17 protein-coding genes are annotated in these 23281 nt (G+C 53.5%); 9 read left to right on the top strand and 8 right to left on the bottom strand.

Annotation, left to right across the window (positions count from 1 at the left end; all coding sequences use genetic code 11):
• The first annotated feature begins 17 nt into the window (after nt 1–17).
• Both RID21_RS24215 and RID21_RS24210 read left to right on the top strand, forming a co-directional pair.
• Nucleotides 18–1424 carry a hypothetical protein gene (locus RID21_RS24215; RefSeq protein WP_350193394.1) on the top strand — a complete coding sequence of 469 codons (1407 nt, stop codon included), beginning with the start codon at nt 18–20 and terminating at the stop codon, nt 1422–1424.
• 244 nt (nt 1425–1668) lie between these two features.
• Nucleotides 1669–2604: a GGDEF domain-containing protein gene (locus tag RID21_RS24210; protein ID WP_350193392.1), complete on the top strand. Its 936-nt coding sequence runs from the start codon at nt 1669–1671 to the stop codon at nt 2602–2604.
• 9 nt (nt 2605–2613) lie between these two features.
• Here RID21_RS24210 and RID21_RS24205 read toward each other — a convergent pair whose 3' ends face one another.
• The 3 genes from RID21_RS24205 to RID21_RS24195 form a co-directional block, all read right to left on the bottom strand.
• A complete protein-coding gene (locus RID21_RS24205) occupies nt 2614–4947 on the bottom strand; it encodes a parallel beta-helix domain-containing protein (RefSeq protein WP_350193390.1) in 2334 nt (777 codons plus the stop codon).
• Between the two features lie 33 nt (nt 4948–4980).
• Nucleotides 4981–6657, bottom strand: a complete 1677-nt coding sequence (locus RID21_RS24200; protein ID WP_350193388.1) for an aldehyde dehydrogenase family protein — start codon at nt 6655–6657, stop codon at nt 4981–4983.
• A gap of 64 nt (nt 6658–6721) precedes the next feature.
• Nucleotides 6722–7729: a DUF1559 domain-containing protein gene (locus RID21_RS24195; RefSeq protein WP_350193386.1), complete on the bottom strand. Its 1008-nt coding sequence runs from the start codon at nt 7727–7729 to the stop codon at nt 6722–6724.
• Nucleotides 7730–8282: 553 nt separating this feature from the next.
• Between RID21_RS24195 and RID21_RS24190 the strand changes: the two genes are divergently transcribed.
• The 6 genes from RID21_RS24190 (at nt 8283) to RID21_RS24165 (ending at nt 16177) form a co-directional block, all read left to right on the top strand.
• On the top strand, nt 8283–8912 hold the full coding sequence (locus tag RID21_RS24190) for a TetR/AcrR family transcriptional regulator (RefSeq protein WP_350193384.1): 630 nt from the start codon (nt 8283–8285) through the stop codon (nt 8910–8912).
• Between the two features lie 390 nt (nt 8913–9302).
• Nucleotides 9303–11351, top strand: coding sequence for a carboxy terminal-processing peptidase (locus tag RID21_RS24185; RefSeq protein ID WP_350193382.1), 2049 nt, complete (start codon nt 9303–9305; stop codon nt 11349–11351).
• Between the two features lie 92 nt (nt 11352–11443).
• A complete protein-coding gene (locus RID21_RS24180) occupies nt 11444–12511 on the top strand; it encodes a beta/alpha barrel domain-containing protein (RefSeq protein WP_350193380.1) in 1068 nt (355 codons plus the stop codon).
• Nucleotides 12512–12609: 98 nt separating this feature from the next.
• Nucleotides 12610–13638, top strand: a complete 1029-nt coding sequence (locus RID21_RS24175; RefSeq protein WP_350193378.1) for an ABC transporter ATP-binding protein — start codon at nt 12610–12612, stop codon at nt 13636–13638.
• A gap of 48 nt (nt 13639–13686) precedes the next feature.
• Nucleotides 13687–14511, top strand: a complete 825-nt coding sequence (locus RID21_RS24170; RefSeq protein WP_350193372.1) for an ABC transporter permease — start codon at nt 13687–13689, stop codon at nt 14509–14511.
• A gap of 409 nt (nt 14512–14920) precedes the next feature.
• Nucleotides 14921–16177, top strand: a complete 1257-nt coding sequence (locus RID21_RS24165; protein ID WP_350193370.1) for an MFS transporter — start codon at nt 14921–14923, stop codon at nt 16175–16177.
• A gap of 19 nt (nt 16178–16196) precedes the next feature.
• Here RID21_RS24165 and RID21_RS24160 read toward each other — a convergent pair whose 3' ends face one another.
• Nucleotides 16197–16463, bottom strand: a complete 267-nt coding sequence (locus RID21_RS24160) for a hypothetical protein (RefSeq protein WP_350193368.1) — start codon at nt 16461–16463, stop codon at nt 16197–16199.
• 534 nt (nt 16464–16997) lie between these two features.
• On the opposite strand from RID21_RS24160, the gene RID21_RS24155 reads away from it, so the two are divergent.
• Nucleotides 16998–18062 carry a fatty acid desaturase family protein gene (locus RID21_RS24155; RefSeq protein ID WP_350193366.1) on the top strand — a complete coding sequence of 355 codons (1065 nt, stop codon included), beginning with the start codon at nt 16998–17000 and terminating at the stop codon, nt 18060–18062.
• A gap of 138 nt (nt 18063–18200) precedes the next feature.
• On the opposite strand, the gene gcvT is transcribed toward RID21_RS24155, so the two are convergent.
• From gcvT to RID21_RS24135, 4 genes are all read right to left on the bottom strand, one after another.
• Nucleotides 18201–19298 carry a glycine cleavage system aminomethyltransferase GcvT gene (gcvT, locus tag RID21_RS24150; RefSeq protein WP_350193364.1) on the bottom strand — a complete coding sequence of 366 codons (1098 nt, stop codon included), beginning with the start codon at nt 19296–19298 and terminating at the stop codon, nt 18201–18203.
• Nucleotides 19299–19508: 210 nt separating this feature from the next.
• Nucleotides 19509–20270 carry a succinate dehydrogenase/fumarate reductase iron-sulfur subunit gene (locus RID21_RS24145; RefSeq protein WP_145037546.1) on the bottom strand — a complete coding sequence of 254 codons (762 nt, stop codon included), beginning with the start codon at nt 20268–20270 and terminating at the stop codon, nt 19509–19511.
• Nucleotides 20270–22201, bottom strand: a complete 1932-nt coding sequence (locus RID21_RS24140) for a fumarate reductase/succinate dehydrogenase flavoprotein subunit (RefSeq protein WP_350193362.1) — start codon at nt 22199–22201, stop codon at nt 20270–20272. The genes RID21_RS24145 and RID21_RS24140 overlap by 1 nt, the downstream gene beginning before the upstream one ends.
• Nucleotides 22202–22278: 77 nt before the next feature.
• Entirely contained in the window at nt 22279–23022 is a 744-nt protein-coding gene (locus RID21_RS24135; RefSeq protein WP_350193360.1) for a succinate dehydrogenase cytochrome b subunit, read from the bottom strand.
• Nucleotides 23023–23281: the final 259 nt, after the last annotated feature.

Here is a 23281-nt window from a genome sequence, read left to right as displayed (position 1 = left end):
TTTACGGAGCCTTCCGCATGTCGTCATTGAATGCAGCCCTGCCCTCATCCATCGTGAAGTTCTTCTGCCTCGGTCTGACAACAGCCTGCCTGCTGTTCTCGGCCCAGATGCTCTCAGCGGAAACCTATGAGCTCCAGGAGCCAGCCCAGACTCCGCGGACCTTCAAAGTCAACTCCACGATCAAAGTCAAAGGTCAGCTGGAAACCGCAGTCAACGCTGCCAAGGCCCGTTCACTCGAACTGGATGTGGATGGAAAGCTCGAATACCTCGAACAACGTCTACCCGGCACCGGTCGGGATGCCGAAGCCTTCCGCTCGGTTCGCTTCTACGAAACCGCGACAGCCACCATCGACGTTCAGGGACAGAAAACCTTCGCCCGCGGCAGCGATCGGCATCGCCTGATTGTCGCTGAGGGACAAACCGAAGGCCTCTCCCTGCATTCACCGAACAGCAACCTGCTCCCCTCAGAAGTGGAACTGCTCAATTCCCCCGGCGACTCCCTGCCCGTCCTCGCCCTGCTGCCTCAGTCGGAAGTGGAAGTCGGTGAAGTCTGGACTCCCGATCGCTGGGTTCTGCAGTCACTGACCGGGCTGGAAGCCGTCTTGAAATCAGAACTCACCTGCCAGCTCGATTCCGTCGCCGACGATATCGCCACGATCACCTTCAAAGGCAAGATCGAAGGGGCGACCGTAGGTGCCCAGACTGAGATAGACGTGAAAGGAAAATTGCAGTTCCGCACTGACGAAAAATTCATCAGCCATCTGGAACTGGAACAGACGGAAAAACGCTCGGTTGGTTCCGTCAGCCCGGGTATGAAAGTCACCGCGAACGTCAACTGGGACCGCAGCCTGGCGGCCAGTCCGGGAGAACTCACCGAAGAAGTCGTGGCCTCGATTCCTCTGGAAACCAGTCCCGAATCCAAATACCTGAGTTTTGAAACGCCCTGGAACGTACGACTGCTGCTCCCCCGCGACTGGTACGTGTTTCACCAGACCGGACAGGTCGCCGTTCTGCGACTGCTCGACAAAGGCAGCCTGATCGCACAGGCCAACATCTCCAAGATCCCGTCCGTCAAAGCAGGCGAACATACTTCGGAGCAACAGTTCCATCAGGACATCCGCACTTCGCTGGGCGATAAACTGATCGAAATCCTCAAAGCAGAAAACCTGAAGACCGACGATGGTCGCTACATTCATCGTGTCACAGTCGCCGGTAAAGCCAATAACGTCCCTGTGCACTGGATCTACTACCTCTGTGCAGATCCCTCGGGACGTCAGATTTCATTCGTCTTCACCGTCGATCAGAAACTGCTGGGAGAACTCAAAGACCGGGATGCGGATATCGTCCTGAGCCTCCAGTTCTTCGATCCCCAGGCGGCCCCCCGACAGGCAGGCCCCGCTGAAGAAAACAGCGAAATCAAATAGTATCGCGGAGAACGGGAGCGTCGTTATTCCAGCTCCCGCTGCACGAATCGCCCGATAACCGGCACAACCCGCGCCACCCCACCGCGGGATTTCGGATCGGGTAAGCTTTGTCGGCAACATCCCTCCATTCTGCGCGGTAAGCTTCAGATGTACGACGATCAACCGGGCCGGTTCGCCGCACGCGTGAGTACGTTGATTCTCATCCTTTGAAACTCTGTTTTCCTTCCTGATCAAGAAGTGAAGCATGACCGCAATCCCTTTAGCCAGCCTGTTCTCTCTGTCGTCAGATATCCTGATTTGCTTCGGCGTCGGTCTATTGATTGCCGTCAGTCTGGGTTTCGTCGCCGGCTATCTGCTGGGCAAAGGCAGCACCGACCGCGACTTCCGTCGCGCGAAAAAACATCTTCAGAACTGCTACCAGCACGTACAAAAGTCTTTGGAAACCGCCTACGCAGCCTGTGCCCTGCTTGAGAAATATCCAGGTCCCATCCTGACTCGCGAACAGTCTGCCGAACTGAACCAGAAGCGTTCCAGACTGCTCGACCTGATCGGTCGCCTCGTCGAACGCAAAACACCCGATCCGGCAGCAGAATCAGCGTCTCCCAAAACAGACAAGAAAAAGCTGCAGGAATTTCCTGCGATGCAATGGTCACTCCTGCCCGAACAGACTCACATCAAGCTTCCGGACGCGTCCGCCTTCGAAGCGAACCTGGAAATGATGCTGCTCGCGGGAACGGAAACCGAACAAAACAGCGGCCTGCTGCTGGTACAGATGAATCAACACGAACAGCTCAAAGACCGTTTCGGCCTGATGGCTCCTGCCAAATTCATGAAGACACTCTCCCGACTGGTCCTGCATAAAATCCGGGACGAGGATGTGATCTGCGTCTGGAAATCAGATACCCTGGCGATCCTCTTTCCGGGACTGACAGTCTCAGAAGGACAGGCCTGTTCCGAACTCATCCGCGATGCCATCCGGCATCACCACTTCCGCCTGGATTCCAGCAGCCCGGAAGTCGTGGTCACTGCCAGTCTGGCTTACATCACCTGCGTACCCGGCGATTCAGCAGAACTGGCCCTCGAACGGGGCGCCCATGCTCTGACTCAATCTCAGAAACAGGGGCGCAACCAGCTGATCATTCAGGACAGTCACTCGTACGAACACAAGCGGGCCATGTGACCCACTTCGCTACTGCGCAGCTTCGTCGTTCGTCGCTTCCATTTCACTGATCCACTGCCGAATCAGCTTAACCGCTTCCTGATGCACAATCCGGTTTCCAATGTTGGGCATTCGTGCAGCCAGATCGTTTGACTGCAGACGATGCATCAGAATCGATTTCTCCGGCGCACCGGGAACGATGTCGTAGCTCCGTCCACCGGAACCCCGTCCTGCCGCCACAGGTGTTTTCCAGACACCAATCTTCGCAGGATCCTGTTGCAGGTACCGCAGATCAAGCCCCGTGGTTCGTGCGTTCCCACCGGGACTGTGACAGTGTCCGCAATTCACCGAGAGATATGCCCGCACCCGCTCGTTGACATTACCCGAGCGGGCATCAGCAAAAGCCGGCAGTCGCTCAATCGCAGCAGGCTCTGGGCAATCCTTGATCAGATCATTCCGTTTTAGATAGGCCAGCTGATTCTCAGTTCCGTGAGCATAATCAAACATCCGGTTCAGATTCGCGGCCGTTGGTCCGATGGGGACGTACTTATCGTGATGACTGTGACAACTCAGACACTGATTTGCATTCGGCACCAGATGCTGCGTCGAACGTGGCTGGCCGTCTGCATGAATCCAGTCGACTTCGACTTCACCCCCTCCCAGACTTAACTCGGCGTCAGTCTGCGCATCATTCCAGATATAGGAGTAACCATACCAGCCGGTCGATTCCAGAAATTCGACTCGCGTTTCCAGCAGTCGTTCCCCCGCCTGCGGGTCGCGCATATCTTTGGGATAGGCAAACGTTTTGATCAGCATCGTGCCCACCGGAAACTCAAGCACACCCGACTTCTGATAACTGATCTGCTTCCCCGGCGGGAGTCGAATGAACCGGTGCTTGGAAGTATAATCAGTAAACAAAGTCGTGATTAAGTCATAAGGAATCACACCGGCAGCCGGCTGCTGATCAGCTCCGTTTCCCTTGAACAGTTTCAATTCAGAGAGTTTGCGGGGTGCATCGTAATACACGTTCAAGGTAGTGTTCTGCGAAAGCTCGGGAGCCCCATGTGGCTTGAGTTTGACCGGCTTCAGTGACTCTTGCGTGCCTTCAAACGGTGCCAGATCCCCACTCGGACGGTATTTGCCTGTCGCAATATTCGCAGGCGTCAGATTACTGAAATCGATATTCAGAAATCCAACCTCTCCGTTGTTAGCCAGTGTGAGGCTTCTTGTTTTCGCTGCCTGCTCCCCCTTCTGTTGAGAGGGAGCTGTCACGCCGTCATAGACAATCGCGGGCAGAGGCGTCCCCACGATCGATTTCAGCAGCAGTCCCAGTTCGCCGTCCGGATCGGTGCCTCCCCCTTTGATCGTGTTGTCGTGAATGTAAACCTGCTCCGGAAATGGATCGTAATGCGGATCTTTCAGCTTCTTGCCATAGATCAGAAAACTGACGACTGACACGCTGAAGGAGCGATTGTCCTCGATCCGATTCTCAAACACTTCGACCTCGTCGGTCGCCATGATCAGCACCCCCGACCCCGCGGGCACGGAAGCCACCATGTTCCCTTTCGGGGCGAAGTTGGCCAGATTATTCTTGAAAATATGATTCCGAAACGCCCGCACATGACGTCCGTTCTTCTGAGGCAGTCCCGGCAGATCGAACACCAGCAGACCACCCGTATTGTTCGTGACGACATTGTCATATACGTCGGCGTTAATCGTATTCTCGATTTCAATCCCCGCCACATTCGCTTCCGCGCGGGAACCGCGTACGACCACATCAGTCGACTGCCCCACATAGATCCCCGCATCCGCGGCTCCAATCGCGATACAGTTCTCAATTAACACGTTCCTGCACTGAACCGGGTAGAGGCCATACGCGCCATTGGTTGTTTTCGGTCCGTCGGTCCACTCGGTACGCACCCCGCGAAAGGTTACGTTCTCCGCCCCCAGGACTTTGATCGCATTATGGCTCGTATCTTCGACAGCAAAATTTTCCAGCACCAGGTTATCGCCACTGGCCAGTAAACCAAAACTCCCGTCCCGCTGGTTTTTAAAAGAGAGAATCGTCTTATCCTGGCCCGCCCCCCGGATCGTGACATTATCCGTCACCAGGTTCAGCCCCGAATGTAGATGGTAAGTCCCCGCTTTCAGTTCCAGGATATCTCCCGGCACCGCTTCGATCAGTCGTTCCTGGAATTCAAACTGAAACTCAGGCCCCGGACTGAACGTGTATATGGCCGGCTTCAGTTCTCTCGGCGCGGCCGCATATGTGGAAGAGACAGTGGTCAGGCAGACCAGACCGGTCCACAGACACAACAACAAAACGAAGTGAACTCGAGTGCCCGGGCGAGAAAGCATATTCATGGAAATCAACCTGCATCGAAGAGAAAAATAGAACTAAGGCTTCACCACAGAGAGCCCGACCTTCATCAAACTACCCAGCGAAGGTCGGGTATACAAATCAAACAATCGCCAGCCCACCGCTTCCGGCTGGGGATGCGAAGCAAACCAGACCGGATGCGGGATCAAAGTCAGCGGCCCGAACAGAACCGTTTTATCCACATCGGCCAGGAAGTAGGTATTGTGCACATTTCCGATCCCGCTGGCGACATCCCGCAGATCGGCCCCAGGAGCCCCACCCCAGGGGGTTGTCATGAACGCATAATTCAATGCCGGCCAGTGGTTGATCGCAACCGCACCATAATTCAACCGGGCAATCGCCTGCTCCAGTTGATCTGCCTGCTGCTTGCGAAACCGGTCCGGGACCGTGATTGTGGCACAGAGTGTCCCCCAGACCTCCTCGTTCACAAACGAAACGGCGCGTTCCAGAAACTCAACCGCTGAATCTCCCCCGAGTGCCGTCTCCGCACAGACGCAGACAAACGACTCTTCCTGAAACAGGTGAGGCGATTCACGGGGATCCGCATCGCGCATGAGTTTCCACGGCAGATAATCTTCATCAGGAGGCAACTCACCGGCAAAGCGTGCCCAGCGATCTGCTGCTCCCGGATAATAAGCATAGCGGGGCGGTATCCGTGACAGCCGTTCTTCAACTAGTGCCAGAAAACGGTCGCGCTGTTTCCAATGAGCCGCAGTGACAATCAGCTTGGTGGCCAGGCAGTTGAACGAAGCATTATTCACAATCGAGGCAACCACATTTTCCGCCTGGAATCGCAGCTGCTTTTCAGAATACTCGCCAGGAACCACAATCCACGGAGAGACATTTCCCAGTTCACTGGTAATCGGCACCTGCAGACGCGGCTGATTCTCTTCCTTTCGCGTACTGCGTTCGTCAGCAGTCGCGCCCCAGACGATCGCATCGTGCGTCTGCGTCGAGCCGGTAATATGGATTCGCTCGAACACCGGCTGCTCGACCAGTGATGCGCCGGTGCTGCTGTCACCACAGACAATCCGCAAGAGCCCCGCAGCGATCAACGGTTGAAAGGCCTGCTCAAACACCGACTGTAAATATTCATTGACCGGATTCATTTTCAGTAGAACCCGTTCTCCATCCTGCAGGATCTTCGTTAACACATCCGTCGCAGGAATCGCGGAAACATTTCCCGCCCCCAGCACCAGGGTCAAAGGCAGAGCATGATTCTCCAAAACAGACAGGTCGAACAGCCCACGCTTACCGTCAGAACGATTTAACCAGGCCTCCGCTTTCAGTCCGTAAAAGACCAGGGAATCATAAATGCCAGACGCAGGAAACACGGGGACGCGTGTCAGCCCCGTCGTCGACTCTACCGGTGTTCCCGGCAGTGGGGGTGCTCCCTTTTGTGCGATGGACTCGAAGCTCAAAAGCAGAACCTGCAGGTAACGGGCTACTGAGACCGGTCCCGCCAGCACCTCCTCTGCACGAACCAGGCTCCCTTCAGGAATCCGTTTGGCTTGGCAGGAGAGTTCTACCCACTCCTGCGCTACCGTTGACAGGCAGGAGAGGCATTCACGTGTCAACCGCATCCGCTCCTCCAGCGGGAGCGAGCGTGGGGAATCGTCTGTCGTCAGATCCAGCAGTGCCTGCGCAACCGCAGGCGCTGCTGCTTCAGAGACGTGAGGTTGTTGCTGAATCATAATCTCCCTGACAGAGCGCTGAGTATCAGTGACCGATTCATTTTACTCAAACGGTTCCTGTTACTTACGGAGTCTCGACGACTTCGCCTCCGCCGATCGTAGACAGCGCCTGGTACGTTCCCAGGTCAACGTTTTCACTGATGAAATGCACGGAACCGTCGGCATACAGGAAATGACAGCCACCAATGTGCTGACTGCGGAAGTTACTGGTCGCGTCCGCGCCACTCAAGGAACAGGTGGAATAACCTGCCAGATCAATCAGCGTCTCTGTAGTAACATTCTTATTAATTCGATCTGCCGTACTTCCGAAAATACTGGCCCGGGCCCCGAGTACAGGTTTGAAGTCAGTATTGGGTGGCTGTGCGACAATCCAGGCTTGAGAAGCTTCAACCACCGGTGAGGCTGCTGTAGTACACCCCTGTCCTTCGCATAACCTGAACTGGGGGCCGGTCCCGGCTTCTCCCATCGCGATGGTATTACTGGAACCGTCGATGATATCCCGCATCTTGGCACCGCGGTTCAGGTCAAACATCCCCCTGACAGTACTGGGATGATTACTGGAACTGCACCAGCCGATATTTGATCCGCGACAGAGCGCATAGGTGGTGATACCAAATGTGTTGCCCACAGGCAGACCCAAGGCTCCCAAAGCAGAGTCGGTAATCGGGTTCTGTCCGACATTCGAAGGACAGACAAACGTAGGCACCACGGTCCGGGCTGCAGCAGCGGACTGGTTTTCCCAGGCGATCGTCTGATTATAAAGATTCGAAAGGTTGGTCTGATCGAAATAGGGTAGCATCATCACGATCCCGTTGGAGATAAAGTTACCCCCCCCGGAAGAAGTGCTGAAATTCACGCTCGTCCCCAGCGGAAACGTGCTGTGCGCTTCGTGATAGTTGTGCATCGCCAGACCGAACTGTTTCATGTTGTTCTTACACTGCGTGCGGCGGGCCGCTTCCCGCGCCTGCTGAACTGCAGGGAGTAACAGTGCGATCAGAATTGCAATGATGGCAATCACGACCAGCAACTCAATGAGGGTGAAGCCTCGCTTCAGACGTTGACGACAAACCATAGCGTTACTCCTCGTAGTTCCGTAAAAGTATGAAAAGTGCCTGATCAAATTATCGAACACCGATTCTCAGAACCGGTTCTGGTAATATCATGACGCGAACACAGTATGAGAGTGCATACCTTGCTGACGCTCCCGTCTTTCAAACAGACTGTGGGCTACAAAGTCGCGTGCTCTCGGAACATTCTTTTCAAACAGAATTGAAGTAGTGGCTGCAGCAGATATCCCCATTCGGGAAGCCGCTGCGCATCTCAGCTATTTAGTCTGATACAGACCTGTATCAGGTATTAGACGTGTCGTTCTCTAAAGTGATTAACCTCTTGTTCACCCAAAATGTGAACCAAAATTAGATCGATTTTGTTTAAAAAACCAATAGATCATCGGTAACGTTACCGTTACAATGCTTATGCTAGCGACTCGGTTTTTTGATTTCAACATAATTCTTCAGGAATTTCTCTACGGAATCAGCCGCTGATCCGTTCCCCCCATTCTGGGAATCTTCACAACCAGAGGTGTGACAGGTATACTCTTTCAAACCGCCAGGAATGGAGCGAAAATGTCGTCAACTGATACCAGTGCAATTTCCCCGAAAAAAGAAGTCTCTTCCCAGGAAGCCATCCTGAAGGCGGCGATTGAAGAGTTCGCCGAACGGGGCGTCGAAGGAGCCCGGATCGAAGCAATCGCCCGGCAGGCCAACTTTAATAAATCACTGATCTATCGCTATTTCAATGATAAACGGGGCCTGTTCGAAGCCGCCCTGCAAAACAAACTCCAGGAACGCAGCGACACCGTCGAAAAGATCCCCATCGATATCACCGAAATTCTGCAGTACTACTTTGAAGAGAACCTGCGCGACCAGAACTATGTTCGCGTTCTGCTCAATGAAGCCCAGCAGAATGAAGGGGCTCCCCTCATCGATGAGCCCTGGCGGCGCGAATACTATCAGAATCACATTAACCGTCTAAAAAAATCGCAGGAAGCGGGGATCATCTCCGATGAGTTCGATCCGGTCTGCCTGATGCTGATTTTTACCGCCCTGGTCTTTTTTCCCGCCACGCTGCCTCAACTCGCGCAACTGATTTCCGGACACCCGGTCGATTCCGATGAATTTCAGGAACACTGGAAGAACTGCCTGTCAATCTTCGGAAAGCTGTTTCAACCACAGCAATCAGACGATAAACAATAACGCAATCTGTTTCTTAACAAACACTTAGAACAAACCTGCCCCCTTGAAATTCTCTCAGGAACCAGCCGGTCGGAACCGGACAAAACCTGCTGCGCCTTCTGAGAACACAGAGCGATAGAATTTCCTCAGGTTTGACCAACAGATCTACACCCAGATGCGTAATAAGACCTACGGAACTGCTGTCTGAAAAGAACCTTCGTTCTGACAGCAGTAATTCATTAAATCCGCCGCTGTCAGGCAGATCGGAGACGCTGTACTGGAAAATGTCATCTTGTCCTCTTTTCCGAGATCCTATAATATCAAATGGCTTACATAAGTGAATTCCCGGTGTCACGTCGGCTTCACTGATGCTTTCTCTTTCACATGAATTTCAGATAACGGACGAAACTTATGAAGTTAAATCCTCCCTCAAAAGCAGCCTCTGCTCTCAGTCTCTGCATGGTCCTCTTGCTGGGAACCGCAATCTTCGCTCAGCAGGCCTCTGTCTCGGACTCTCCTAATGACTCTGTCACCGCCAAACGCGTCTGTGCCATGGTCAGTCGGTTCCACATCAGCGGCAAACCCATCAATGACGAGATCTCGGCGAAACTGATGAAACGTTTCATCAAGCAGCTCGATCCACAGAAGCTCTACTTCTACAAATCCGACATCGAGCAATTTGAGGCGGAAAAAGACCAGTTGGACGACAAACTGGCCGTCGGCGATGTCAGCTTTGCTTACAATGCCTTTGACCTCTACCTCCAGCGTCTGCAGGAGCGGATGGACTACGCGCAGCAGCTCGTCGATGTCGATCACGACTTCACCGTCGATGAATCGATCATCGTCGATGCCAAAGATCTCGATTTTGCCAAAGATCAGAACGAGATGAACGAACGCTGGAGAAAACGGGTCAAATACGATCTGCTCAACCTGATTCTGGATGACACCGAACTCGCAAAAGCCCGCGAGCAGTTACACAAACGATATCGCAACAATCTCCGCACCATGGCTCAGACCGAAAAACCTGAGAAACTGGAGATGTACCTCAGCGCCCTGACTCACTGCTTCGATCCCCACTCCAGCTATATGTCTCCCCAGACACTGGAAGATTTCCGGATCAGCATGGAACTCAGTCTCGATGGGATCGGTGCCGCTCTGCGTTCCGAAGAAGGTTACACCGTTGTTGCTGAAATCGTCCCCGGTGGTGCAGCCGATGCAGACGGTCGCCTCAAAGCAGGTGACAAAATCGTCGGCGTCGCCCAGGAAGATGGCGAGTTCGTCGATGTTGTCGAAATGAAACTCAGCAAAGTTGTACGTTACATCCGTGGCAAACGAGGCACCGTAGTTCAACTGCGGGTAAAAAAAGAGAAAAACAATGCCATGGAAGTTTACAAACTGACCCGGAAGAAGATCGAACTGAGCACTTCCGAGGTTAAAGGAAAAATCATCGACACCGGAGAACGTCTCCCCGGTAAGACCGGACGCATCGGCGTGATCAGCATCCCTTCGTTCTATCGGGATTTCCGTGGAGCACAACGGGGTGATGAGAACTTCAAGAGTACCGCTCGCGATGTCCGTCAGGTACTTTACGACTTCCGTGATCAGGGTGGCGTCGATAGTGTTGTTATCGATCTGCGTTTCAACGGTGGTGGTGCACTCAGCGAAGCCATCGAAGTTTCCGGTCTGTTTGTTGACGAAGGTCCTGTTGTACAGGTCAAGCAGATGGACGGCGAACGCAAAATCCACAGCGACGTTGAACCGGGTGCAGTTTACACCGGCCCGCTGGTTGTGGTTTGTAACCGCCTCTCCGCTTCTGCTTCCGAGATCTTTGCCGGCGTCATCAAAGACTACAAGCGTGGCATCATCATCGGTGATACCACCACCCACGGTAAAGGAACGGTACAGAACGTAATGCCGGTCAGCAACCAGATGTTCTCCTTCCTCAAAGGCCAGGACCTGGGTGCTCTGAAACTGACCATCAACCAGTTCTACCGCGTCAACGGCGACAGTACTCAGAACCGGGGCGTCCGTTCCGACATCGTTCTGCCTTCACTGATCGACAATATGGACCTGGGTGAATCCTTCCTGGATGATGCGATGGAGTTCGACAAAACCGAAATCGCTCCACACGAATCACTGGGAATGGTCAGTCCGAAAATCCTGGATTACCTGAAGCAGGCCAGCACCAAACGTATTGTGGCTGACAAAGACTTCAAAGAAACCCAGGATGAAATCAACAAGTATCTGAAAAAGAAAAATCAGAAAACCATCTCTCTGGTCGAAGCCGAACGGCGTAAAGAGCTGTCGAACGACAAAGAGGATAAGAAAAAAGAAGACGAGAAGAAGGACGAAGCAGCCGACAAAGACATCTTCAAGAAGGATCACTACAACGATGAGATCCTGAATATCACTGTCGACTACATGAACGTGCTCAAAAACATGAACACAGTCCAACGCTAGTCTCAAAGGATATGATTCCCCCCGGTAGCTCCGGCTCTCAATTGAGGGCCGGAGCTTTTTTCATTCGCTGATTGATTTCTTCAGGATCCGAGATGCAGAACCCTGCCTCCCTACCCCGCTACGATCGCCTGCAGACTTACCAGTGGAACTACACGCATGCGCCCGAACCACAGGAACTCGATATTCCAGCCGTCCCCGGCGACTGGACATTCTGTGGCCTCCCGGTCCCTTCCCCACTGGGCATCCCCGCCGGCCCGCTGCTCAATGGGAAATGGGTCCTGTACTACGCCAGCCTGGGATTCGATGTTTTAACCTACAAAACAGTTCGCTCGACCGCACGGGAATGCTACCCGCTTCCCAACCTGCAGCCGGTAACCGCAGCTTCCATGACAGGTCGTGAATCACAAGTCACCCTCACCGATCAGATGCAGGGAAGCTGGGCCGTCTCTTTCGGAATGCCTTCCGCCGCCCCGGAAATCTGGCGCGATGATATCACCCGCACCCGCGAGTTACTGCCTGCGGAAAAAATCCTGTCGGTCTCCGTGGTCGGCAGTCTGCAGCCCGGCTGGTCCCTGGAAGACCTCGCCGAAGATTACGCGCTCTGTGCCCGCTGGGCCCGTGAGAGCGGTGCCGACTGTATTGAAACGAACTTCTCCTGCCCCAATGTCTGCACCCGCGACGGACAGTTATACCAGCAACCAGAGGCCGCCACCCTGGTCGCCAGTCGCGTCCGAGAGGCGATCGGCGACACTCCTTACCTGATCAAAATCGGACATCTAACTCAGGAAGAGACCGCCCGTGAGTTCCTGCAGGCGGTTGCTCCCTTCGCGACAGCAATCGTGATGACCAACAGTGTCGCCACTACAGTCACCGATGCCCGGGGCACTCCCTTATTCAACGGCGAGCAGCGGGGAATCTGCGGTGTCGCTACCCGTGAAGCCTCTCTGCACCAGCTAAAATGCTTTGCCCGGCTGATCGCAGATTTACCTCAAAATGTAAACCGGCCGGAGTTGGTCTCCTGTGGCGGCATCAGTACAGCAGAGGATGTCAGAGAGTTCCTGAACGCCGGCGCCCAGGCCACTCATCTGGCGACGGCGGCGATGATCGACCCGCTGATTGCCCGGCAGATCCGTACAGAACTCGCACAAAAAGCGCCTTGAGAGCCCCGGGTTAGAGCAAAGTCCCCCGCCTGTCTGTTTTTTCTGAATCGCTGGTTTTGTCGCTCGACCCATCGCAGCAGGTACCGTAAGATGATGGCATGAATGCCATTGTCGTCCGAAATCTTGAGAAAACGTACAAAGTCTACCAGAAAAACGAAGGGGTTTTTGCCTCTTTGAAAGGCCTCTGGAAGCGCGATCATAAAACCGTTCACGCGGTGACCGATGTCAGTTTCACCATCGAACAGGGGGAAATCGTCGCTTTCCTCGGCCCGAATGGCGCAGGCAAAACCACAACCCTGAAACTCCTTTCAGGCCTGATTTTCCCTTCTGCAGGCGAAGCCACCGTTTTAGGACATGTTCCCTGGAAACGCGAGAACGAATACCGTCGTCGCTTTTCGCTGGTCATGGGACAGAAGAACCAGCTCTGGTGGGACCTTCCGGCCCAGGAATCCTTCCGGCTGCACAAAGAGATCTACCGCATCGACCCGCAGCAGTATGATCGGCGGATCGATGAACTCACCAGCCTGCTCGAAGTTAAACATCTGATCGGCCAGCCGGTCCGCGAACTTTCGCTCGGGGAGCGGATGCGCATGGAACTCATCGCCGCTCTGCTGCACCGCCCTGATGTTCTGCTGCTCGACGAACCCACGATCGGCCTGGATGTCGTTTCACAACGCCGCGTGCAGGAATTTCTGAAATACTACCAGAACGAACAGAAGACGACGGTCGTACTCACCAGTCATTATATGAAAGATGTGGAAGCCCTCTGTAAACGGGCCATCATCATCAACCAGGGGAGTATCAAACACGACGGGCCTCTGAGCGACATCCTCGACCGCTTCAGCAATTACAAAATTATGGACGTCCAGTTTGACGGCGATGACATGCCCCGCGACTTCTCTCAATGGGGTGAGGTCCTCGAAAATGAAGCGCCACGCGTGAAACTCAAAGTCCCTCGGAATAAAATTCCCGAGATCCTCTCCAGCCTGCTCGCGAAATACCGGATCCTCGATGTCGGCGTCCAGGAACGCCCCCTCGAAGAGGTGATCGCGGAAGTCTTTACCGAACACAAAGAGACGTCGGACTACCAGCAGGCCCAGAGCCTGGAGCCGACAACAACCGAGTAACTCTGTCTGCCACCAGTAAACGTATTCTTAGCATTTCTATAGAGAACCATGATCGCCTGCCTGCGGACTAACTGGATCATCCTCAAAACATCAATCGAAGAACGACTGGTGTACCGGGGAGATTTTGTCTTCGCGACCTTTGTCCGCTTCCTGCCAATCGTCACTCAGATCTTTCTGTGGGGTGCCATTTACGGCATCCACACAACCAAGCCGATCAGTAATATCAAAGGTTACAACTACAAGGAAATGGTCGCTTACTACCTGCTGGTAATGGTCGCACGTGCCTTTTCCAGCATGCCCGGTCTGGCCAATGGCATCGCCAACGATGTGCGGGATGGCACCATTAAAAAGTATCTGATTCAGCCGATCGATATGCTGGGCTACCTCTTCTGGGCCCGCATGGCGCATAAGCTGGTGTACTACATGGTCGCCCTCGGTCCGTTTATCCTGCTCTTCTACCTCTGTCGGGATTACTTCTCGGGCTGGCCGGATGCCTTTACGATTTTCGCCTGGATCCTCTCCCTGCTGATGGCCTTTCTCGTCGGTTTCCTGATTGAGTCACTCATCGGCCTGATCGCGTTCTGGTTCCTGGAAGTCAGCTCGTTAATCTTTATCTATATGATGCTCAACTACTTCCTTTCGGGCCACATGATTCCATTGGACCTCTTTCCGGAACCGCTGAGTCAGTGGATGCAACTGCTGCCATTCAAATACCTGGCCTACTTTCCCGGGACTGTCATTCTGGGGAAATATACCCATCAGGAACTGATCATCGAATTGTCCATAGAAATTGTCTGGATTGTCGTCCTGTTTTCTCTAAATCGCATCGCTTTCCAGCGGGGCATCCGTCGATATAGTGCCTTCGGTGGTTAAAGGCAGTAATCGCCGCCCCGTGGCACGCCTTGAAACCGCCCCGCTGCCCTTTCAACGGCATGGAATCACCGGTTTCCACGCCGTCTGAGTGAAACTTTAACATTTCCCCCTTAGACGGATCGGCCCCACTCTGCTAGAATACTGGCATGGATGTGGTGTACTTCCGACATCTGCGACACCTCGTCAGAAAGTGAGTCGCGACATCCCTCGAAATCACGAACTCGAAGACACCCCGCTGTGTCTCCCCGTTGTGAACCCGCCAGAGAGCCTCACAAGACGCTTGCAGGACACGGACTGATCCCGCCGAATCAGACATGCTGATCCTGAATTGTGAGCGGAAACCGTTTCTGTTTCCGAACGAAAGACTGGTACTACGTCCGGCAATCTGTCCTAACCTGAATAAAAACGAATGTCTATCACTCCTGTAATTCCCTCAGATGAAGAGGAACCTATATACAACCGGCTGTTCTGGTTCTGTTACCTGGCTAATGTGCTACTGGTAACCGCAAATGCAATCACCTTCCGCTTCGCGGATCTGGTCACCTACCTGGGGGGGACTGAAGAGCGCGTCGGTGATATTGTCAGTTGCGGTGTCTTCGTCGCCTTAATCGGCCGCTTCTTCCTTGGTCAGGGTATCGATCGCTATGGTGTGAGAAAACTCTGGGCTCTGTCTGCCGCAATTTTCGTCGTCGGAACCGGCGGCATGACACTTTGTCGTAGCCTGGGCTGGGAAATCTTCGCCTTGCGAATGTGCTTTGCGACCGGTATCGCAGGCATGTTTACCTGCTCCGTCGTACATATCCAGCAGAAAGTCCCACATCACAGGCGGACCGAAGTCATTGGCAGCCTGGGTAGCAGCGGATTCGTCGGTATGATCCTGGGAACCCAGGTCAGTGACCTGATGATGCGCTGGCTTCCCGCCGGCAATGCCCAGTTTTACGCCCTGTTCGGTATCCCTGCATTCCTGGGCTTCAGCTACTTCCTGATCGTCTTATACGTCACCCACAACGATGTTCACCGCAGACCACAGGTCACCCCTGCTGCACACCAGCTCCTGTTTCGCTACTGGCCGGGGCAGGTGATGGTGGTCGCGATCATGATGGGCCTCAGCTTTACCGTGATCAGCGTCTTTTTAACCCGCTTCGTCTCTCAACGTGGCCTGGGCGGGATCGGGACATTCTTCCTGGGTTATGCGATTTCAGCCTTCTTCATTCGCATCTACACCCGCCGCTGGGGAACGACGGTAGGTCGGACCAAAATGATCACCATGGGCCTGATGGGGCACGCGATCGGGCATACAATCCTGCCATCCATCACTCAGGAATGGCAGTTGATTGGCCCCGCGATCCTCTGTGGCTTCGGACACGCCCTGCTCTTTCCGGCGGTAGTCTCACTGGGAACCGAATCCTTTCCGCCTCATTACCGCGGCACGGGGACGACTATCGTATTGGGTTTCTTCGACGCAGGTGCGATTATCTTCGCTCCTATCCTGGGGGGCATCATCGATAACTGGGGCTTCTACCCCATGTTCTACACGTCTGCCTCAGTCATGACGTGCACGGCCCTGGTCTATACGCTGACGACGAATCACAGCATCAGCAAGGATAGCGCGGTCCCCGCACAGAAGCAGGAACTCTGCACCGTAATGGACGATTCCGGCGATTGAGTTCCCCTGCCAGAGTTCGCTAGCGAATCGCCCCGGATTCCAGATCCTTGACGACTTCTGCCAGGATGGCCGGATCGGCGGATTTCAGAACATGATCAATGCGGGTCGGCGGAACATTCAGGCGTTCCATGATCTCCTGAGCTTTGTCCCACAGCTTCTGTTTCTTTTTACCTTCCGTCAAAAACAGATTGGTGCAGAGCTCAGACAATCGTTGCTGATCAATCGATTCCCGATTGTCATAGTAACGTTTGATCACATCCTTTTGATAATTTGAATATTCTGGCATCGGAAAGACTTAACTCCTGAGATCTTTTTCCCAAAAAATATAACGCAAAACGGGAAGACAATCTGTCCCGGGCAGGGTGATTGAAGACTTATATCGGTTTGAATTATCGCAGGTCTGACTACAATTTCTACTCAGCCTGCAGGTTTTGAAAAATTGGGATTTCCGCACTTTTTTCAAGTGCAAGTTCCATAAACCAGTTATAATAATGAATTTCCGACATTAGGGGCTAGAGATTTGCGGTAGAACCCGCATTTCCCCAAAATCAACCTAACTGTCTTAACACTCCCATTATAAATATTACTCCCGAATAGTCCGACTTAAAAAAAATAATTGCATCATGAGCGCGAGATCACAAGACATGATGTAGTAAATAAAGAGAATGGCCGAAATTTCTGATAAGTTGACTCACAGTTTTGCTGTGAGTAACATTTTAACTGGTTTAACTTGATTTCATTGTAACGCAGCGCCGTTACTCACAACTGGTTAAATAAAATATTAGAAACGTGCTGGTAGTTTATTAGACCGGAGCTCAACGTGTCCGTAACACAATTCACCGAACAGGAATTAAAAGCACTAGAAGAAAAAACGACCATCCCTCGTTTTTTGTTCCTGCCTGTCGGATTGGTCGCAATCTGGTGTCTTGCCGTTTACTGGCCCACTGATGCCATCAGCTGGCAGATCTTTCTGACACTGTTTATTTCATACTGTCTTTTCTGCTGGACCAGCTGCTTCCACGAATGTTCTCACCATACGCTCTCCGGCTCCAAGAATGCGAGCATCTGGCTGGGGCGAATCCTGGGAACGGCGATGTTTGTCCCCTATACGGTTTACCGTGAGAGTCATATTCGCCACCACGCTTACCTGAATAAACCCAGCGACTGGGAACTCTGGCCCTATTCAGACCCGAACACTTCACTCCGCTTTCGCAGAGTGTTTGTCTGGTTCGACCTGGCCCTGGGGCTATTCATGGCTCCGTTCATTTACGGTCGCATTTTCTGGCACAAAGATTCCCCCCTGACCGACCCTAAACTCCGCAGAACCATTCGCTACGAATACGCGGCGATTGTAATCTTCTGGGGTTCCGTAATCGCTCTCTGCGGCTACTACGGTGCACTCATCGGTCTGCTGCGTGTCTGGGTTCTGCCCCACTATCTCGCAGGGATCTACCAGAACACCCGTAAGTTCACAGAACATCTCGGAATGAGCAGTTACGATCCCATGCTGGGAACCCGTACGGTCGTGGGAAATAATATCATCACGAAGCTCTGCACCTACTTCAACTTTGACATCTTTGTACACGGACCGCATCACCGCCATCCGAAAATCGCCCACAACCTGCTTCTGCAGAAAATGGACGATTACAAAGAACAGAATCCCGATGTCAAATACCCGGTCTTCACGACCTACTGGAGTGCCATCATCGACATGGCCCCCTCCTTCTTAAAACAACCGGGTGTTGGCATGAATGCGGGCGCACCAGAGCCTGGCAAAGAGAAGAAACAGATCGACAACTTCGTCGGCGACGTTGCCCAGGAAGTTCTGGCAGACACCGACTATGTTTCCAAAAAAGAACAGAAGACGAACGCTTCCGGTTCTTAAGCTTGCCTGAAGCGTTTACAGTCTTGCGTTCATTCTGTGGCATTGTCGGTTTGACACGCTGTTAAGGAATCAGACCGGAAGAAATTCAGCTTAAGCGTAGCCGATACACCTTCCCGGCTACGCCTCGCCTGTGGTTCTCTAAGTGTCGCGTTTGTAGAATGGCAGTGCGGTCACTTTTACCGGAAATCGCTTGCCGCGAATATCTGCTTCCAGCACCTGTCCCGGCTCTGCATAGGCGGCTTCGACATAAGCCATGCCGAGCGGCAGATCCAACGTTGGTGAGAAGGACCCAGACGTCACGACGCCCACCTGCTGATCGCCATCGTACAGCTCAGCACCTTCGCGTGCCGCCCGTTTCCCTTCCAGGCTAAAACCGATGCGTACTTTACGATCTTCACGAGCCTTGGCGGCGATCAATGCCTCTTTACCGACGAAATCAGCCGCCTGCAGCTTCACAGCGAAGTTGAGCCCCGCTGTAAAGGGATCGGTCTCTTCATCCAGTTCATGTCCATACAGGGGCATTGCGGCCTCCAGACGGAGTGTATCGCGACATCCCAACCCCGCAGGAACCAGTCCTGCACTCTGACCGTCGGCCATCAGTCGCTCCCACAGCGCCAGACCTTCAGCCTGATCAACGACGACCTCGAAGCCGTCTTCCCCCGTATATCCAGTCCGGCTCACGAGAGCATCCACGCCCAGCACTTTGGTTTCCACGCCGTAATAATATTTAATTTCGCTCAACTCCGCCTCAGCCAGCGGATTCAAAATTCCCAACGAAGCAGGTCCCTGCAGGGCCAGCATGAACTTCTCGCAGGTCTTGTCATCGATCTGCACATCGAAGCCTTCCCGCTGCTGTTCGATCCAGTCAACGATTTTCAGTCGATTGGATGCATTCACCACCAGCAGATAGAAATCGGAAAATCGATAGACCAGCACGTCATCCAGGATCCCCCCGGATTCATTGGTTACAAGTGAATAGCGGATCTGTCCCGGCTTCAGTGATTCAACGTTATTCGTCAGCAGATGATCGAGGAAGCGGCATGCACCCGGACCACTGAAAAAGAGCCGCCCCATGTGGGCGATGTCAAACAAACCTGCCGCCTGGCGTACCGCATGATGCTCATCGGTGATATTCGAATACAGCAGAGGCATTTCCCAGCCCGCGAAATCGACCATTCGGCCGCCATGATCAACGTGCCACTGGTGGCAGGCAGTAGTGAGTAAAGATTCAGACACAGCTCTCTCTTCTGACTTTAAAATGGGGACTGATAAAGGGGAATTCAGGCGCTGTCGACTATTGTGGAACTTCCAGGACTATCTCGCAATCAACAGACTCTGCGAATCTTAAAAATCCTAATTTAATCAAAACCAACCGCCGAATCCCAATAAAAAAAGCGAGGGCCCCGCAGGTCCCCTCGCTCTGTAGATGATCATTCCGTAGTGTGCTTAGTCTTTTGCACACAGCTTTGCACGCAGGTATTCGCGGTTCAGACGGGCAATGTTGGAGACCGAAATCTCAGCGGGACACGCAGCCGAACACTCTTCCGTATTCGTACAGTTTCCAAAGCCTTCTTCGTCCATCTGGGCAACCATGTTCTGCACACGGCTCGCACGCTCGGGAGCCCCCTGAGGCAGTGTCGAAAGATGTGACACCTTCGCAGAAACAAACAGCATGGCCGAAGCATTCTTACAGGCGGCCACACAGGCACCACAGCCAATACAGGCTGCGGCATCCATGGCTGTCTCCTGAACCGGCAGAGGAACGGGAATATTGTTCGCATCGGGAGCATTCCCGGTGTTGACCGAGATAAAGCCCCCCTTCTCGATGATCCGGTCAAATGCACTGCGATCAACGACCAGGTCGCGAACCACAGGAAACGCCTGCGAGCGCCAGGGTTCAATCACAATCGTGTCGCCATTCTTGAACCGCCGCATATGCAGCTGACAGGTGGTTGTGCCTGAATCCGGACCATGTGCCTGTCCGTTGATCATCAGGCTGCACATCCCGCAGATCCCTTCGCGACAGTCATGGTCGAAGGCAACCATCTCTTCGCCCTGCTGCAGCAGTTGCTCGTTCAACACGTCCAGCATTTCCAGGAAGGACATATGCGTGGAGATGTCGGTAAGTTTGTAATCGACGTAACGCCCGACGGCATCGGGGCCAGGCTGGCGCCAGATTCTGAGCGTCAGATCCAGAGTCTCGCTCATTATTTATAACTCCTCGTAGCCAGAGGTACTTCAGTAAATTCTAATTGTTCTCGGTGTTCGACCGGCTCATTGCCGACCCCTGTGAATTCCCAGGCAGCCACGTGACAGAAATTCTCATCGTCACGCAACGCTTCATTTTCCGGAGTCTGATGTTCTTCACGGAAGTGACCACCGCAGGATTCTTCACGCACGAGGGCATCTCGCACCATCAATTCACCGAATTCCAGGAAGTCTGCCAGACGACCAGCATGTTCCAGGTTCTGGTTCAACTGTTCGCCTTCACCCAGCACTTTGACGCTCGACCAGAACTCATCCCGCAGTTCGCGAATCTTGCCGATAGCGGTTTCCAGCCCCTGGCGTTCGCGGGACATCCCACAGTATTCCCAGAGAATATGTCCCAGCTCGCGATGTATGCTGTCAGACGAACGGGTTCCGTTGACTCCCAGAATCTTAGAGTTCCTGTCCTGGGCATTGGCCATCGCTTCCTTGAACGCCTCATCCTCAATTGATACTTCAGGCAGACTGTTCGCAGCCAGGAAGTGACCGGTTGTGTAAGGAGCGACGAAGTAACCGTCTGCGAGTCCCTGCATCAAAGCGGAAGCCCCCAGCCGGTTGGCACCATGGTCCGAGAAGTTTGCTTCGCCCAGCACGAACAGACCGGGAATCGTACTCTGCAGATGATAGTCCACCCACAGCCCGCCCATCGTATAGTGCACAGCAGGATAAATCCGCATCGGTACTTCGTAAGGGTTTTCGCCGGTAATCTTCTGATACATGTGGAACAGGTTGCCGTACTTCGTCTCGATGGCGTGTCTTCCGTCGCGGATAATCGCATCCCGGAAATCCAGGAAGACCGCCTGTCCGGTCGAACCGACACCGTAACCGGCATCGCAGCGCTCCTTGGCAGCACGAGATGCCACGTCACGAGGTACCAGGTTACCGAATGCAGGGTAACGTCGTTCCAGGTAATAGTCCCGTTCTGCATCTGGAATCTCATTACCGCGACGTTTGTCATCGGCTGATTTGGGAACCCAGACCCGGCCGTCGTTTCGCAAACTTTCACTCATCAAAGTCAGCTTGGACTGGTAATCGCCACTCACGGGGATACATGTCGGGTGGATTTGTGTGTAACAGGGATTCGCGAAGAACGCCCCCCGTTTATGGCACCGCCAGGCGGCGGTCACATTCGAGCCCTTCGCGTTGGTTGAAAGATAGAAGGCGTTTCCGTAACCACCGGTTGCCAGCAGCACACAGTCCGCGGAATAGGTTTCGAATTCACCGGTAATCAGATTGCGGACGATAATCCCCCGGGCAACGCCGTCGACCACAACCAGGTCCAGCATTTCACGTCGCGGGAACAGTTTGATACGTCCGGTGCCCACCTGCCGCATCAAAGCGCTGTAAGCCCCCAGCAGCAACTGCTGTCCGGTCTGCCCACGGGCATAAAAAGTACGGGAAACCTGGGCCCCACCAAAGGACCGGTTGGCCAGCAATCCGCCGTAATCACGGGCGAAAGGCACACCCTGGGCAGCACACTGGTCGATAATATTGTTACTGACCTGGGCCAGGCGGTGAACGTTAGCCTCGCGACTTCGGAAGTCGCCCCCCTTCACTGTATCGTAGAACAGACGCCACACGCTGTCGCCGTCATTGGGATAGTTCTTGGCGGCGTTAATCCCCCCCTGGGCAGCAATACTGTGAGCCCGACGGGGAGAGTCCTGAAAACAGAACGATTGTACCTGGTAGCCCAGTTCAGCCAGCGAGGCAGCAGCAGAAGCACCTGCCAGACCGGTTCCCACCACAATAATCTTTTTCTTCCGTTTATTCGCCGGGTTAACCAGCTTCATCTCCTGTTTACAACGATCCCATTTTTCGGCCATGGGACCTTCAGGAACTCGAGAATTCAAAACCGTCGTAGCCGACTCGGCCATGATATCTACCTTCAAAACGGAACGTGTGAAACTATCTATTGGATGGTGCTAAACAGACGCAAATGACTGGCGGAGGGTTAGCGGATAAAAAAGCCCCAGAGTGGCAGACTGACAAAGCCAGCCGCAATGACGATCGCAAATAGAATCGCCAGCTTCTTAATCAGGGGCGTGTATTTGGGATGATTCAGTCCCAGCGACTGGAACGCACTCCAGAAACCGTGGGACAGGTGAAATCCGAGGACAAGCGTTCCCACAATATAAATCGGGGCACTCAAACCACTGCCCAGAACCTGCACGATGATGCCATAGGGTGACTGGTCTTTGTAATCGACCGTCGGATTCAGATGCAGTTTCATGTCGATCATGTGCATGATCAGGAAGATCAGAATGATGGATCCCGAAATGAACATCCAGGAACTGGTCCGCCCCATCGGAGTACGTCCGAAAATGGAAGGCGGCTCCTGAATCTTGCTCTGCTTCTCATGATAAGTGATCTGGCGTGCCTTGCGGTTATCGCTGGTCAGCTTGAATGCCAGTGCAATGTGGGCGAACAGCAGCAGGAACAGTCCCGTCTCCGCTACCGGCAGCAGCATCATGCTGTGCAGCTCTTTTGCGTACTTGTTGTAGGCGTCTGCCCCGACGTACACGAGCAGGTTCCCCGCCAGATGCACGACCAGGAAGCCGCACAAGAGAAGACCCGTGATGCCCATCACGAACTTCTGGCCAATGGAAGAGGAAAGCAGGGTCATAATCCACTTCGTCGCTGATTTTCCGCCTGCTGACGGAGAGGATTGCTGTTTCTCAGCCAATTTCGTCACCATAATCAAGCACTCACCCGGTGATCTGCTTGAGATCCCGTGAATAATATTGTGATAGTGAAATCTATAAACAAAGCAACCAGCGTGGCGGTCACTCAGTATGATCTGATTGAATCTGCCGGCGCCGAACGATGCATATTCGTTATAGAGCTTAAGTTATTATATTTCTTCGCCTTCGTACATCAATCTTCACAGAATTATAAACTGGAGTCCTTTTTCAAATTTCCGTTACTCTAGCTTGTTTTTAGCTCCAGCTTGCCCG

The sequence above is a fragment of the Gimesia sp. genome (assembly GCF_040219335.1).
In the GTDB taxonomy this organism is placed as follows: Bacteria; Planctomycetota; Planctomycetia; order Planctomycetales; family Planctomycetaceae; genus Gimesia.
This window is presented reverse-complemented; position numbering and strand designations above follow the sequence as displayed.

Excerpts from the sequence above, each read along its gene's own strand:
- RID21_RS24215 (WP_350193394.1), top strand. The coding sequence starts at position 18 with ATGTCGTCATTGAATGCAGCCCTGCCCTCATCCATCGTGAAGTTCTTC.
- RID21_RS24165 (WP_350193370.1), top strand. The coding sequence starts at position 14,921 with ATGTCTATCACTCCTGTAATTCCCTCAGATGAAGAGGAACCTATATAC.
- RID21_RS24205 (WP_350193390.1), bottom strand. The coding sequence starts at position 4,947 with ATGAATATGCTTTCTCGCCCGGGCACTCGAGTTCACTTCGTTTTGTTG.
- RID21_RS24135 (WP_350193360.1), bottom strand. The coding sequence starts at position 23,022 with ATGGTGACGAAATTGGCTGAGAAACAGCAATCCTCTCCGTCAGCAGGC.
- RID21_RS24160 (WP_350193368.1), bottom strand. The coding sequence starts at position 16,463 with ATGCCAGAATATTCAAATTATCAAAAGGATGTGATCAAACGTTACTAT.
- RID21_RS24175 (WP_350193378.1), top strand. The coding sequence starts at position 12,610 with ATGAATGCCATTGTCGTCCGAAATCTTGAGAAAACGTACAAAGTCTAC.
- RID21_RS24190 (WP_350193384.1), top strand. The coding sequence starts at position 8,283 with ATGTCGTCAACTGATACCAGTGCAATTTCCCCGAAAAAAGAAGTCTCT.
- RID21_RS24180 (WP_350193380.1), top strand. The coding sequence starts at position 11,444 with ATGCAGAACCCTGCCTCCCTACCCCGCTACGATCGCCTGCAGACTTAC.
- RID21_RS24195 (WP_350193386.1), bottom strand. The coding sequence starts at position 7,729 with ATGGTTTGTCGTCAACGTCTGAAGCGAGGCTTCACCCTCATTGAGTTG.
- RID21_RS24170 (WP_350193372.1), top strand. The coding sequence starts at position 13,687 with ATGATCGCCTGCCTGCGGACTAACTGGATCATCCTCAAAACATCAATC.
- RID21_RS24200 (WP_350193388.1), bottom strand. The coding sequence starts at position 6,657 with ATGATTCAGCAACAACCTCACGTCTCTGAAGCAGCAGCGCCTGCGGTT.
- RID21_RS24145 (WP_145037546.1), bottom strand. The coding sequence starts at position 20,270 with ATGAGCGAGACTCTGGATCTGACGCTCAGAATCTGGCGCCAGCCTGGC.
- RID21_RS24140 (WP_350193362.1), bottom strand. The coding sequence starts at position 22,201 with ATGGCCGAGTCGGCTACGACGGTTTTGAATTCTCGAGTTCCTGAAGGT.
- RID21_RS24185 (WP_350193382.1), top strand. The coding sequence starts at position 9,303 with ATGAAGTTAAATCCTCCCTCAAAAGCAGCCTCTGCTCTCAGTCTCTGC.
- RID21_RS24210 (WP_350193392.1), top strand. The coding sequence starts at position 1,669 with ATGACCGCAATCCCTTTAGCCAGCCTGTTCTCTCTGTCGTCAGATATC.